The organism is Streptomyces azureus (genome assembly GCF_001270025.1).
GTDB classification, from domain to species: Bacteria; Actinomycetota; Actinomycetes; order Streptomycetales; family Streptomycetaceae; genus Streptomyces; species Streptomyces azureus.
The window spans coordinates 1-12892 of sequence record NZ_DF968368.1; the positions used below are offsets into that span (position 1 = coordinate 1).

A 12892-nucleotide genomic window follows, 5' to 3' on the forward strand; every position below is an offset into this window, starting at 1 on the left:
CGAAACAGCGAACGAAGAAGTCAACAACCACACGACCCCGCCGCACAGGTTAAAGATCAAGCTAGCCGAAGGTCGCCCGCTCCAGCCAGAACTCCAGCAGTTCCCGCTCCCCCAGTACCTCCAACTCCGGGGCGTTCAGCGGCAGCCGGCGGTAGAACGCGAGCAGGACGGCGGTGAGCGGACCGCGCAGGGCGACGGTGGCCTTCTCGTGGCCGCGGCGCCAGGTGACGCCGGCTTCAGTGAGTTCGATGAACCACTCGGCGTCCAGGTCGGCGCCGGTGTCGGTGGCGTGCAGGTGGATGCTGCGGCCCGGGCCGCGCAGTTCCCGCGCCGCGTCGTGCGGTGCCGTCCGCTGCACGTACTCCACGATCTGGAGCCACTCGTCGATCGCGTCGGCGGCCACGTCGGACGCGACCTCGTAGGGCAGTCCCGCGGCGAGCGTGACGTCCGCGCGGTGCACGGTGATCTCGTGCGTCATCCGGCGGGCCCAGAAACCGGAGTTGAGGATCCCCGCCCAGCTCCACACCTTCGTGTCCGGCCCGGCCTCCCGCAGCGCTGCGACGACCTGCTCGCCGCTCTCCGCCAGCCATGCGTCCAGTGCGGCGGCGTCACCCCGGGGCCCGGGTCCGGCAAGGCCCGGGACCCGCTCCTCGGGCACCTCCTCCTCGGCCCGGGTCCGCACGATGAACTCCACCCAGCGCAGGGCGCCGCCCATGTGCCGGACCAGGTCCTCCAGCGACCAGTCCGGGCAGGTCGGCACGGTGCCGGACAGATCGGCGCCGGACGTGACCACGGACCTCAACAGAGCGACCTGGTGAGCGATTTCGTCACAGTAGCGGTCGTGTGCCAGTAGCGTCATGCCCCGCACCTTAGGCGGCAGCCGATCAGTCGAGCACCACGATTTCGGCCGCGTCGAACTCCACCCCGACCTCGTCCCCGGTCTCCGGCGCCGCCCGCAGCGCGCACGCCGCCTCCAGGCGCGGGGCGTCCTCCGGCTGGAGGTGGACGGCGACATGGGTGCCCTTGAAGGCGCGCGCGGTCACCGTGCAGCGCAGGCCCGTACCGGCGGGCACCAGGCGCACACCGGCGGGCCGCACGAGCAGGGCCCGCGTGCCCTGCGGGGCACCCTCCGGCACCGGCACCTTGCCCCACGGCGTGTCCGCGGCCTCCGCCCCGACCGTCGCCTCGACGACGTTCTCGAAGCCGAGGAAACGGGCCACGAACGTGCCGGCCGGCCGCTGCCACACCTCAAGAGGCGTACCGGACTGGGCGATCCGCCCGTCCCGCATCACCACGACCCGGTCGGCCAGCGCGAAGGCCTCCCCCTGGTCGTGCGTCACGGCGAGTACGGTCGTGCCCAACCGGCCGAACAGCTCCCTCAGTTCGACGACCAGCCGCTCCCTGAGCGAACGGTCGAGCTGCCCCAAAGGCTCGTCCAGCATCAGCAGCCGGGGGCTCGGCGCCAGGGCCCGGGCCAGCGCCACCCGTTGCTGCTCCCCGCCGGACAGCGTGGCGACGGCCCGGCGGGATGCGCCCGGCAAGCCGACCAGGTCCAGCAACTCCTGTACGCGCTCGGCCTGCTGCCGCTTCGACGCTCCGTGCATGCGCGGCCCGAAGGCGACGTTGCCGCCCACGTCCCGCTGCGGGAACAGCTGGTGGTCCTGGAACATCAACCCGACCCCGCGCCGGTGCGCGGGCACGCCCGCCTGGTCGCGCCCGTCGAGCGACACCCGCCCGGAGTCGAGGGGTTGGAGCCCGGCCACCGCCCGCAGCAGCGTCGACTTGCCGCTGCCGCTGGGCCCGAGCACGCACACGACCTCGTGCTCGGCGACCTCCAGATCGACGGCGTCCAGCACGGCACGCCCGCCGAAACGGACCGTCGCGCCCTGCAGAGCCAGCAGCATCAGAACTCCCCGGTCCGGTCCGTGCGAAGCCTCTCCAGCACCAGCAGGGCCACAGCGCACACCACCATCAGAATCGTCGAAAGGGCCATCGCCTGGCCGTAGTTGACCTCCCCGGGCCGTCCCAGCAGCCGCGCCACGGCCACCGGCAGCGTCGGGTTGTCGGGCCGCGCGATGAACACCGTCGCCCCGAACTCCCCGAGCGACACCGCGAAGGCGAACCCGGCAGCGATCAGCAGCGCCCGCCGCACCATCGGCAGATCCACCTCACGCCACACCCGCCAGGGCGAGGCCCCCAGCACCGAGGCCGCCTCCCGCAGCCGCACGTCCACCGCCCGCAGCACGGGCAGCATCGTCCGCACGACGAACGGCACACCGACCAGCGCCTGCGCGAGCGGCACCAGGATCCACGAGGACCTCAGATCCAGCGGCGGCTCGTCCAGGGCGATCAGGAACCCGAAGCCCACGGTCACCGCGGACACCCCGAGCGGCAGCATCAGCAGCGCGTCGAAGCCGCGCACGAACCGCCCGGCATCCCGTCGGGTGAGCGCGACGGAGGCGAGCCCTCCGATCACCACGGCGATGAGGGTGGCGGCGACGGCGTACGACAGCGAATTGCCGATCGCCTCGATCGGCGCCACCAGGAACACCCCGCCGTCAACCCTGGTCAGCGCCCGGTAGTAGCCGAAGCCGGGCGCGTCCAGGGACCGCTCCACCAGCACCGCGAGCGGCAGCAGGAGCAGCACGACGACGGTGACGAGCACCCCGCCCAGCAGCGCCCACTGCCCGGTGCCGCGCGGCCGGCGCGCGGTCACGGACGGGTCCACCAGCCGCAGCGCCGTCTCCCGCCGCCGTACGGTCCAGGCGTGCAGGGCGAGGATCGCGCCCACCGCCACGAACTGGATCAACGTCAGCACGGCCGCCGTGGACAGGTCGAAGATCTCCGACGTCTGCCGGTAGATCTCCACCTCCAGGGTCGAGAAGGTGGGCCCGCCGAGGATCTGGACGACACCGAAGGAGGTGAAGGTGAACAGGAAGACCATGAGCGCGGCGGCGGCCACGGCGGGCGCGAGCGCCGGCAGCGTGACCTGCCGCCAGGCCCGCAGCGGCGACGCCCCGAGCATCCGCGCGGCTTCCTCCTGCCGCGGGTCGAGCTGCGCCCAGAGCCCGCCGACGGTCCGTACGACGACCGCGTAGTTGAAGAAGACGTGCGCCAGCAGGATCGCCCACACGGTGGTGTCCAGCCGCACCCCCCACAGCTCGTCCAGCAGCCCGCCGCGCCCGACCAGCGCCAGGAACGCCGTACCGACGACGACCGTCGGCAGCACGAACGGCACGGTCACCACCGCCCGCAGGACCTGCTTGCCGCGGAAGTCGAAGCGCGCGAAGACGTACGCGCCGGGCAGCGCGATCAGCAGCGTGAGCGCCGTCGAGACGATCGCCTGCCAGGTGGTGAACCACAGGACGTGCCGGACGTCGGACTGCGCCAGCACCTCCCCGATCCGCCCGAACTGCCAGACCCCGTCGACCTCCAGACCGCGCGCGACGATCGCGGCGACGGGGTAGGCGAAGAAGACGGCGAAGAACGCGACGGGCACGGCGATGAGGCCGAACCGCGCCGCGCTCCCGCGCCGCCGGTCCTTGCGGACGGCTGCTTCGGTTACTTCAGTACGAGCGAGGTCCACGACTTGACCCACTGGTCACGGTGGTCGGCGATCTTCGCCGGGTCCATGGTCTCCGGGTCCTTCGCCTGCGGCCCGTACTTCACGAACTCCGGCGGCACCTGGGCGCCCTCGCGCACCGGGTACACGTACATGTTGAGCGGCATGTCCTCCTGGAACCGCTCGCTGACCAGGAAGTCGAGGAACGCCTTGCCGCCCTTGGTGTTCTTCGCGTTGCTCAGCAGCCCGGCGTACTCGACCTGCCGGAAGCAGGTGCCCTGCGCGACCCCGGTCGGTGCCGTGGTGGGCTTCGGGTCGGTGTAGACGACCTCGACGGGCGGCGAGGAGGCGTACGACACGACGAGCGGCCGGTCCCCCTTGGCCTTCTTCCCGCCGGCCGAGCCGGAGAACTCCTCGTTGTAGGCCTGCTCCCAGCCGTCGACGACCTTCACGCCGTTGGCCTTGAGCTTCTTCCAGTAGTCCTGCCAGCCCTCGTCGCCGTACTTCGCGGCGGTGCCGAGCAGGAAACCCAGGCCGGGCGAGGAGGTGGAGGCGTTCTCGGTGACCAGGAGGTTCTTGTACTGGGGCTTGACCAGGTCGTCGAAGCTGCGCGGCGGGGCGAGCTTGTGGTCGGCGAAGTACTTCTTGTCGTAGTTGACACAGATGTCGCCGGTGTCGACGGGCGTGACCCGGTGCTGCTCCTGGTCGGCCCGGTACTCCGGCGCGATCCGGTCCGAGCCCTTCGCCTCGTACGGCTGGAACAGGCCGTTGTCGAGGGCGCGGGACAGCAGTGTGTTGTCGACGCCGAAGAAGACGTCGCCCTGCGGGTTGTCCTTGGTCAGGATGGCCTTGTTCACGGCCTGCCCGGCATCGCCGTCCTCGAGGACGTTCACCTTGTAGCCGGACTGCTTCTCGAACGCCGCGATGACGCCCTTCGAGGCGGCCCACGAGTTGTGGCTGACGAGGGTCACGGTCTTGGAGTCGCCGGATCCCGGGCCGCCGTCGGACGACCCGCACGCGGCGAGCGTGCCGGCCATGCCGAGCCCGACAACCACCGCCGTCAGCCGCTTGATGTTGTTGCTCACTGGATTCCTCCTGGAGGACCAGGAGAAGACGCGGCCCTGCCCGGGATCTCTGGGATTCCCGGGCAGGGCGCAACAGCTCGAGTGATGACCGATCTCCCTACCCAGAATGACCTGGGCCAGGTTCGGAGGGTCTGCGGCCGTGTGCCGCACTCTCAGCGCTGTGGCGCTCCCCTGTCGGAATATGAAGGTGTCGGAAAATGCGGTTGTGCTTACGCCCGTCAGACTACCGTTCGGTGGCCGCGAGCTGACCACACGCCCCGTCGATCTCCTGACCACGGGTGTCCCGGATCGTCACCGGCACACCATGGGCCGCGATCGCCTCCACGAACGCCTTCTCGTCCTCGGGCCGCGAAGCGGTCCACTTGGAGCCGGGCGTCGGGTTGAGCGGAATCAGGTTCACGTGCACGGGCCTGCCCTTGAGCATCCGCCCGAGCCGGTCACCGCGCCAGGCCTGGTCGTTGATGTCCCGGATCAGCGCGTACTCGATGGACAGCCGGCGCCCGGACTTGGCGCTGTACTCGAAGCCGGCATCCAGCACCTCCCGGACCTTCCACCGCGTGTTCACGGGCACGAGGGTGTCGCGCAGCTCGTCGTCGGGGGCGTGCAGCGAGATCGCGAGGCGGCACTTGAGGCCCTCGTCGGCGAACCTGTGGATGGCCGGGACGAGACCGACCGTCGAGACGGTGATCCCGCGCTGCGACAGCCCCAGCCCGTCGGGCTCGGGGTCGGTGAGCCGCCGGATGGAGCCGAGGACCCGGTTGTAGTTGGCGAGCGGCTCGCCCATGCCCATGAACACGATGTTGCTGAGCCGCGCCGGCCCGCCCGGCACCTCTCCGTCCCTGAGCGCCCGCATACCGTCCACGATCTGGTGCACGATCTCGGCGGTGGACAGATTCCGGTCGAGCCCCGCCTGCCCGGTCGCACAGAACGGGCAGTTCATCCCGCATCCGGCCTGCGAGCTGATGCACATGGTCACCCGGTCCGGATAGCGCATCAGCACGGACTCGACGAGCGTCCCGTCGAACAGCCGCCACAGCGTCTTGCGCGTGGCGCCCTGGTCGGTCGACAGATGCCGCACGACGGTCATCAGCTCGGGCAGCAGCGCCTCCTGGAGCCGGCCGCGGGAGCCGGCCGGAATATCGGTCCACTGCTCCGGATCGTGCGCGTACCGCGCGAAGTAGTGCTGCGAGAGCTGCTTGGCACGAAACGGCTTCTCCCCGACAGCGGCAACGGCCTCCTTGCGCTCGGCAGGAGTGAGGTCGGCGAGATGCCGCGGCGGCTTCTTGGCTCCGCGCGGGGCGACGAAAGTGAGTTCTCCGGGCTTAGGCATGGCCGTACCAGTGTCGCAGATCGATTCACGTGACCTGCGACCGTCACGTCTCAGGGTCGTCGCCTGGGTGCAGGATCCCTTCGGCAATGGCAGCGGCAGCCTTCAGCCGAGCTGCTCGGCCAGTCCGACGATGACGCCCTCGGGGCCGCGGAGGTAGCAGAGCCGGTAGCTGTCCTCGTACCGCACCACGTCACCGACGAGTTCGGCGCCGTGGGTGTGCAGGCGGGCAACGGCGTCCTCGATGTCGTCGACGGCGAACATGATGCGGCGAATGCCCAGCGTGTTCGCCGGCGCGTCCTTCGGTTCGGGACGGATCGCCTTCGGCTGGTGGAACATCGCCAGCTCGATTCGGCCGTGACCGTCCGGGGTCCGCAGCATGGCGATCTCCTGTCGGACGTCCTCGAGCCCGATGACCCGCTCCACCCAAGCTCCCTCGGCCGGCCCCCTGCCCTCCAGCTCCATGCCGAGTTCGACGAAGAACGAAAGGACGGCGTCGAGGTCGTCGACAACGATGAGGACGCTGTCCATCCGCTGGATCGTCATGCCGGGTCTCCTCGGAATGGCAGGGCCACGGCGGCGAGACCCTGTCCGGACACAGCAGTGGCCGACACACGTCGGCCGTACCCCTTTTTCAGAGGCCCTTCTCTCCCATGTGCTCCAGCCGGTCCTTGAGGATCTGCTCGTTGCGCGGCAGTTCCTTGCGGACCTGGGGGCGTACGACGAGCGGGACGAGGACCTTGCCGACGCCGTGGCCCTCGAAGTCGACCTCGATCGTCACGTGGGAGCGCCGCCCCTCGTCGAACGGCTCGACCTCGCCGTGCACCCGTGCCCGGACGGGTCCGTCGACACCCCGCATGCCCCAGCTGTGCGGCGGGTCGTACTCCGTGACCTCCATGGTCATCGGCATGACCCGGCGGCCGATGTGCCGGGTGACCCGCATCCGGGAGCCGACGCCGACGGGCCCTTCGTCGAGACGTTCCGCGGACACGGCGCTCAGCTGCCACTCCGGCAGCCGCTCGGCGTCCGTGACGTAGTCGTAGACGTCCTCGGGACGCCGGTCGACATCGATGGTCTGTCGAATGCTGGACATGATGTCCCCCTTTGCGACGTACACCTGAATCGTCCCACTTGGCGACGCCGCAAGCACCTCCGCACGACGACGGCGAGCCCCCGCCGACCATCGGACGGGAGCTCCCCACAAAGGCCATGAGGCCGGAAAAACCGCAAGGCCCTAAAGGTGGTCAAAGCCGTATAGCCTCAGCCGGACCCGACGAAGAGCACGAGCAACAGCCACACCACAGGAGCCGTGGGCAACAGCGAGTCCAGCCGGTCCATGATGCCGCCATGCCCCGGCAGCAGCGTGCCCATGTCCTTGATGCCGAGGTCCCGCTTGATCATGGACTCGCCGAGGTCGCCGAGCGTGGCGCTGACCGCGACCGCGAGGCCGAGCAACAGCCCCTGCCACCAGGCACCGCCGTCGATGAGGAACTCCAGACACAGCGCGCCCGCCACCATGGCGAAGGCGACCGCGCCGAGCAGACCCTCGCGGGTCTTGCCGGGACTGATGCGCGGCGCGAGCTTGTGACGGCCGAAGCGCCAGCCGACCGCGTAGGCACCAGTGTCGCTGACGACCGTGAGCAGCAGGAACGTGAGCACCCGCTGCGGCCCGTCGTCCGCCGTCAGCATCATCGCGACGAAGGTCGCCAGGAACGGCACGTAGAACACCGCGAAGACGCCCGCCGTGACGTCCCTGAGGTAGTTCTCGGGCGGCTCCGTCATGCGCCACACCAGCACCGCCAGTGCCGTGAGCGCCATGGCGACCCAGGCGCCCTCGGCGCCCCGGACGTACCCGGCGACGACCATCGCGGCACCGCCGAGCGCGAGCGGCACGAGGGGCGCCCGGATGCCCTTGCGTTCGTCCAGCCGCTTGGTCAGCTCCCAGAGGCCCACCACGACGGCGACCGCGATCACGCCGACGAACACGGCCTTGACGACGAACAGTGATGCGACGATCACCGCGCCCAGCCCGACCCCGACCCCTATCGCGGCACTCAGGTCGCGACCCGCGCTCTTCTTCTGCGGCTTGGGTGCCGGCTCTGCGGCGTCGGGCATGGGCTCCGGATTCGTCTCGTTTCGGACCGGGGAGCCGCTCAGCCGAGCAGCTCCCCGGTCGTCATCCTGGTCTCCGCCGTATTCGGCTACGTCGGGCACGATGGGCATGGGGCGAGTCTGAGGCGCTTCATGCGCATCGTATGCGGGACCCGCCGGAGCGGCCCCCTGGGCGTGCCCATGGCCAGGGCTGTGGGCGTACCCATGGCTGTGGGCGTACCCATGGCCATGCCCTTGGTCGGTGGGCCCCCAGTACCCGGCCTGCGGCGGCGCCCCCCAGGAAGAGTCGTTCATCAGACCTCGAGCAGCTCCGCTTCCTTGTGCTTCAGGAGCTCGTCCACCTGCGCCACGTACTTGTGGGTGGTGTCGTCGAGCTCCTTCTCCGCACGGCGGCCCTCGTCCTCGCCGATCTCGCCGTCCTTGATCAGCTTGTCGATGGCGTCCTTGGCCTTGCGGCGCACGGAGCGGATGGAGACCTTGGCGTCCTCACCCTTGCTCTTGGCGACCTTGATGTACTCGCGGCGGCGCTCCTCGGTCAGCTCGGGGAACACCACCCGGATGATGTTGCCGTCGTTGCTCGGGTTGACGCCCAGGTCGGAGTCGCGGATCGCCTGCTCGATGTTGCGCAGCGCGCTCTTGTCGAACGGGGTCACCACGGCCATGCGCGGCTCGGGCACCGAGAACGAGGCCAGCTGGTTGATCGGGGTCGGCGCGCCGTAGTAGTCGGCCACGATCTTGTTGAACATCGCCGGGTGCGCACGGCCGGTGCGGATCGCGGCGAAGTCCTCCTTGGCGACCACGACGGCCTTCTCCATCTTCTCCTCGGCCTCGAGGAGGGTCTCTTCGATCACCACTTGCTCCTGCGTGTCTTGAGTAGGCCCGGCTGCGGTTCCATGTGGGGCGGCGGCCGGCTGCGTCGCGTCTTCTTCCTGCACGGTTCCCGACCGGCAGGACATTGTCCATCCCCCGGCCCGGCTCCGTCCCGTCCGTCCCCCGGACGGGGTTGTTCTCGGGACTTCAGTCCCGGCTACCGGGGTCCCCCACCAGCGTGCCGATCTTCTCACCCTTGACGGCGCGCCCGATGTTGCCCTCCGCCAGCAGCTCGAAGACCACGATCGGGAGCTTGTTGTCGCGGCAGAGCGTCACGGCCGTGGCGTCGGCGACCTTCAGATCGCGGGTGATGACCTCGCCGTAGCCGAGGTGGTCGAACTTCACGGCGTCCGGGTTGGTCTTCGGGTCGGAGTCGTAGACCCCGTCCACGCCGTTCTTGCCCATCAGCAGCGCCTCGGCGTCGATCTCCAGGGCGCGCTGGGCGGCGGTGGTGTCGGTGGAGAAGTACGGCATGCCCATACCGGCACCGAAGATGACCACACGGCCCTTCTCCAGGTGCCGTACGGCGCGCAGCGGGATGTACGGCTCGGCGACCTGGCCCATGGTGATGGCGGTCTGCACCCGGCAGTCCACCCCCACCTTCTCCAGGAAGTCCTGGAGGGCCAGGCAGTTCATGACGGTGCCGAGCATGCCCATGTAGTCGGAGCGGGCCCGGTCCATGCCGCGCTGCTGGAGCTCGGCACCGCGGAAGAAGTTGCCGCCGCCGATGACGACCGCGATCTGCGCACCGTCGCGCACGACGGCCGCGATCTCGCGGGCGATCTTGTGCACCACGTCGGGGTCGACGCCCAGGCCGCCACCGCCGGAGAAGGCCTCTCCGGACAGCTTCAGCAGAAACCGGCCGCGTACTTTGCCGTCGTCGCTCTTCTGGGCCTTGGTGGTCATGGGGATCCCGCCTCTTTCACGTGTTGCACATACGAAGAAGGCCATTGCCGGTGGGGCGTGGTTCGCATCCCATACGGCAATGGCCTCCTCGTCAGATCTGCTGTCGTCCGCCACCCATGTGACGGCGTACACGGACGACTGCTGCCGACCTTATCGGGGTCGGGCGTCGATCGCGGTACGGACTCAGATGCCGACCTTGATGCGCGCGAAGCGCTTCAGGGTGACACCGGCCTCGTCCAGGACCTTCTGGACGGACTTCTTGTTGTCGAGCGCGTAGGGCTGGCCGAGCAGCGTGGCGTCCTTGAAGAAGCCGTTGAGGCGACCCTCGACGATCTTCGGCAGGGCGGCCTCGGGCTTGCCCTCGGCGCGGGTGGTCTCCTCGGCGACGCGGCGCTCGGACTCGACGACCTCGGCCGGGACGTCCTCCTTGGAGAGGTACTTCGGCGCGAAGGCGGCGATGTGCTGGGCGACGCCCTTGGCGATCTCGGCGTTCGGCTTGTCCAGCTCGACGAGGACACCGATCTGCGGGGGCAGGTCGGGCATCGTGCGGTGCATGTACGCCGTCACGTAGCCGTCGGCGAACCGCGCGAAGCGGTCCAGGACGATCTTCTCGCCCAGGTTGGCGTTGGCCTCGTCCACGAACGCCTGGACGGTCTTGCCGGCCTCGATCTCGGAGGCGAGCAGGGCCTCGAGGTCGGCCGGGGAGGTCTTGGCGACGTGCTCGGCGATGGCGGTGGCCACGCCCTGGAACTTGTCACCCTTGGCGACGAAGTCCGTCTCGCACTTCAGCTCGACGAGGACACCGGAGGAGTTGTCGTCGGCGATGATCGAGACGACGGCACCGTTCTCGGCGGAACGGCCCTCGCGCTTGGCGACGCCCTTCTGGCCCTTGATGCGGAGCGCCTCGACGGCCTTCTCGACGTTGCCCTCGGCCTCGTCCAGCGCCTTCTTGCAGTCCATCATGCCGGCGCCCGTGAGCTCACGGAGCTTCTTGACGTCGGCGGCGGTGTAGTTCGCCATGAGTCTGTGAATCTCTCTCGAAGTCTGGAAGATCGAAGATCTGCGGATGTGCCCCATGGAGCCGGGGGACGCTGTCCTTCCGCTGACCTACGGGTGAACGGCGGGAGCGGAGTTAATGTCACCGCTCCCGCCGTCAACTCGGACTGACGGGTCAGGCCTGCTCGGCCTCGGCGGCCTTCTCGCCCTCGGCCGGCTTCTCGGCCTCGGCGGGGGCGGCCTCGGCGGCCGGAGCAGTCTCGGCGGCCGGAGCGGCCTCAGCAGCCGGGGCGGCCTCAGCAGCCGGGGCGCCCTCGGCGGCGGGGGCAGCCTCGTCGGCCTTCTTCTCGCCCTCGAGCAGGTCGCGCTCCCACTCGGCGAGCGGCTCGCCCGCGGCCTTCTCGCCCTTGCCCTCGGTGGCGACACCGCTGCGGGAGATGAGGCCCTCGGCGACGGCGTCGGCGATGACGCGGGTGAGCAGGGTGACGGAGCGGATCGCGTCGTCGTTGCCCGGGATCTTGTAGTCGACCTCGTCGGGGTCGCAGTTGGTGTCGAGGATCGCGACGACCGGAATGTTCAGCTTCCGGGCCTCACCAACGGCGATGTGCTCCTTCTTGGTGTCCACGATCCAGACGGCGCTGGGCACCTTCTGCATCTCGCGGATACCACCGAGGGTCTTCTCCAGCTTGGCCTTCTCGCGCGAGAGCACGAGAAGCTCCTTCTTGGTCAGACCGGACGCGGCGACGTCCTCGAAGTCGATCTGCTCGAGCTCCTTGAGGCGCTGCAGACGCTTGTAGACGGTCGAGAAGTTGGTGAGCATGCCGCCCAGCCAGCGCTGGTTGACGTAGGGCATGCCGACGCGGGTGGCCTGCTCGGCGATGGCCTCCTGCGCCTGCTTCTTCGTACCGACGAACATGACCGTGCCGCCGTGGGCGACGGTCTCCTTGACGAACTCGTAGGCGCGGTCGATGTACGACAGCGACTGGAGCAGGTCGATGATGTAGATGCCGTTGCGCTCCGTGAAGATGAAGCGCTTCATCTTCGGGTTCCAACGACGGGTCTGGTGACCGAAGTGGACGCCGCTCTCCAGCAGCTCCCGCATCGTGACGACGGCCATGGCCGTATCTCCTTGTGCTTCTCGGTTGTGCCGCGGATGCCGGACGGCTTCCGCGCCTGACGCCCGCTGCGCGCCGTGCCACGAGGGACCGAGGGGCGCTGATACGGCCCGTTGCCGGGGTGCGTATCGGGGCGTGCGAAGTCGACCCGGTGACCCGGATCGCCACCAGAAGTGTACGGGACCCGCGGGGCACCGGGTGACGCCGTTGTCCACAACCGGACGGCGGTCCACAGTCACGGCCGGTGACGGGCAGTGGTCCGGGACGATTTCGGCATGCGAGCGAAGCGATGTGTACCTGTTTGTACGCGCCTGATCCTGGTGCTGGTCATGACGACTGCCGTCCTGCTGGCCCCTCCGCCGCCCCTGTTCGCGGCGGGCACACCCCTCGGGGACGTCACCGTGCCGACGGTCGGCCGCACCTGGCCCGTCGGCCCGCACCCCCGGGTCCTCCGCGGCTGGGAACCCCCGGCGACGACCTACGGCCCCGGTCACCGAGGCGTGGACCTGGCGTCAGCCCCGGGGACGCCGGTACGGGCGGTGGCCGCGGGCCGGGTGTCGTTCGCGGGTCGCGTCGCCGGCAAGGGGGTCGTCTCGGTGGAGCTGACAGGGACGGGCGAACCACCGCTGCGCACGACATACGAGCCGGTGACGGCGGCGGTGGAGGAGGGCGAGGAGGTGGAACCGGGCGAGGTGATCGGCACGGTGGACGCCACGGGTTCACACTGCACGGTTACGTGCGTGCACTGGGGCCTCCGGCGGGACGGCACGTACCTGAACCCGCTGTCGCTCCTTCCCCCGTGGCTCCTGCACAGGGGCCCGTCGAGGCTACTGCCGGTGCACTGACTCAGCTGCGGGCAGTCGTGCCGCTTGGGGCGGTGGGGGCCCCCGCTCGAGCGAAGCCGAGAGCTCGGGGGAGG

At 69.7% G+C, this 12892-nt stretch carries 13 protein-coding genes and 1 riboswitch; of the genes, 1 reads left to right on the forward strand and 12 read right to left on the reverse strand.

What is annotated here, in order from left to right:
* Positions 1-61 precede the first annotated feature (61 nt).
* The 12 genes from AOQ53_RS29450 to rpsB all read right to left on the reverse strand — a co-directional run bounded on the left by AOQ53_RS29450 (position 62) and on the right by rpsB (position 11975).
* On the reverse strand, positions 62-859 hold the full coding sequence (locus AOQ53_RS29450) for a maleylpyruvate isomerase family mycothiol-dependent enzyme (RefSeq protein ID WP_059421862.1): 798 nt from the start codon (positions 857-859) through the stop codon (positions 62-64).
* Between the two features lie 25 nt (positions 860-884).
* Positions 885-1904, reverse strand: coding sequence for an ABC transporter ATP-binding protein (locus tag AOQ53_RS29455; RefSeq protein WP_059421865.1), 1020 nt, complete (start codon positions 1902-1904; stop codon positions 885-887).
* Entirely contained in the window at positions 1904-3586 is a 1683-nt protein-coding gene (locus tag AOQ53_RS29460) for an ABC transporter permease (protein ID WP_078945567.1), read from the reverse strand. The genes AOQ53_RS29455 and AOQ53_RS29460 overlap by 1 nt, the downstream gene beginning before the upstream one ends.
* Entirely contained in the window at positions 3562-4599 is a 1038-nt protein-coding gene (locus AOQ53_RS29465) for a thiamine ABC transporter substrate-binding protein (RefSeq protein ID WP_059422063.1), read from the reverse strand. The genes AOQ53_RS29460 and AOQ53_RS29465 overlap by 25 nt, the downstream gene beginning before the upstream one ends.
* Before the next feature lie 124 nt (positions 4600-4723).
* Positions 4724-4830, reverse strand: a riboswitch (TPP riboswitch).
* 40 nt (positions 4831-4870) lie between these two features.
* Positions 4871-5977, reverse strand: coding sequence for a 23S rRNA (adenine(2503)-C(2))-methyltransferase RlmN (gene rlmN, locus AOQ53_RS29470; RefSeq protein WP_059421867.1), 1107 nt, complete (start codon positions 5975-5977; stop codon positions 4871-4873).
* 102 nt (positions 5978-6079) lie between these two features.
* Positions 6080-6520 (reverse strand): VOC family protein, encoded by a 441-nt coding sequence (locus AOQ53_RS29475; RefSeq protein WP_059421869.1) that lies wholly within the window; start codon positions 6518-6520, stop codon positions 6080-6082.
* Positions 6521-6608: 88 nt separating this feature from the next.
* Positions 6609-7067, reverse strand: a complete 459-nt coding sequence (locus tag AOQ53_RS29480) for an SRPBCC family protein (protein ID WP_059422065.1) — start codon at positions 7065-7067, stop codon at positions 6609-6611.
* Positions 7068-7234: 167 nt separating this feature from the next.
* The gene (locus AOQ53_RS29485; RefSeq protein ID WP_078945568.1) at positions 7235-8380 is read right to left on the reverse strand and encodes a phosphatidate cytidylyltransferase; all 1146 of its coding nucleotides are present in this window, start codon (positions 8378-8380) and stop codon (positions 7235-7237) included.
* Positions 8380-8937, reverse strand: a complete 558-nt coding sequence (gene frr / locus AOQ53_RS29490) for a ribosome recycling factor (protein ID WP_059422066.1) — start codon at positions 8935-8937, stop codon at positions 8380-8382. The genes AOQ53_RS29485 and frr overlap by 1 nt, the downstream gene beginning before the upstream one ends.
* 166 nt (positions 8938-9103) lie before the next feature.
* Positions 9104-9862 (reverse strand): UMP kinase, encoded by a 759-nt coding sequence (gene pyrH, locus AOQ53_RS29495; RefSeq protein WP_010044452.1) that lies wholly within the window; start codon positions 9860-9862, stop codon positions 9104-9106.
* Between the two features lie 183 nt (positions 9863-10045).
* Positions 10046-10882 (reverse strand): translation elongation factor Ts, encoded by an 837-nt coding sequence (gene tsf, locus AOQ53_RS29500; protein ID WP_059421873.1) that lies wholly within the window; start codon positions 10880-10882, stop codon positions 10046-10048.
* A 151-nt stretch (positions 10883-11033) separates the two neighbouring features.
* Positions 11034-11975, reverse strand: coding sequence for a 30S ribosomal protein S2 (gene rpsB / locus AOQ53_RS29505; protein ID WP_059421875.1), 942 nt, complete (start codon positions 11973-11975; stop codon positions 11034-11036).
* 327 nt (positions 11976-12302) lie between these two features.
* Between rpsB and AOQ53_RS29510 the strand changes: the two genes are divergently transcribed.
* Positions 12303-12818 (forward strand): M23 family metallopeptidase, encoded by a 516-nt coding sequence (locus tag AOQ53_RS29510; RefSeq protein WP_236711859.1) that lies wholly within the window; start codon positions 12303-12305, stop codon positions 12816-12818.
* Positions 12819-12892 lie beyond the last annotated feature (74 nt).

Bases quoted from the DNA above. Each gene is read 5' to 3' on its own strand.
- AOQ53_RS29465 (WP_059422063.1), bottom strand. From the start codon at position 4,599: ATGGCCGGCACGCTCGCCGCGTGCGGGTCGTCCGACGGCGGCCCGGGA.
- AOQ53_RS29450 (WP_059421862.1), bottom strand. From the start codon at position 859: ATGACGCTACTGGCACACGACCGCTACTGTGACGAAATCGCTCACCAG.
- AOQ53_RS29480 (WP_059422065.1), bottom strand. From the start codon at position 7,067: ATGTCCAGCATTCGACAGACCATCGATGTCGACCGGCGTCCCGAGGAC.
- AOQ53_RS29455 (WP_059421865.1), bottom strand. From the start codon at position 1,904: ATGCTGCTGGCTCTGCAGGGCGCGACGGTCCGTTTCGGCGGGCGTGCC.
- AOQ53_RS29510 (WP_236711859.1), top strand. From the start codon at position 12,303: ATGACGACTGCCGTCCTGCTGGCCCCTCCGCCGCCCCTGTTCGCGGCG.
- rlmN (WP_059421867.1), bottom strand. From the start codon at position 5,977: ATGCCTAAGCCCGGAGAACTCACTTTCGTCGCCCCGCGCGGAGCCAAG.
- pyrH (WP_010044452.1), bottom strand. From the start codon at position 9,862: ATGACCACCAAGGCCCAGAAGAGCGACGACGGCAAAGTACGCGGCCGG.
- tsf (WP_059421873.1), bottom strand. From the start codon at position 10,882: ATGGCGAACTACACCGCCGCCGACGTCAAGAAGCTCCGTGAGCTCACG.
- AOQ53_RS29475 (WP_059421869.1), bottom strand. From the start codon at position 6,520: ATGACGATCCAGCGGATGGACAGCGTCCTCATCGTTGTCGACGACCTC.
- rpsB (WP_059421875.1), bottom strand. From the start codon at position 11,975: ATGGCCGTCGTCACGATGCGGGAGCTGCTGGAGAGCGGCGTCCACTTC.
- AOQ53_RS29485 (WP_078945568.1), bottom strand. From the start codon at position 8,380: ATGAACGACTCTTCCTGGGGGGCGCCGCCGCAGGCCGGGTACTGGGGG.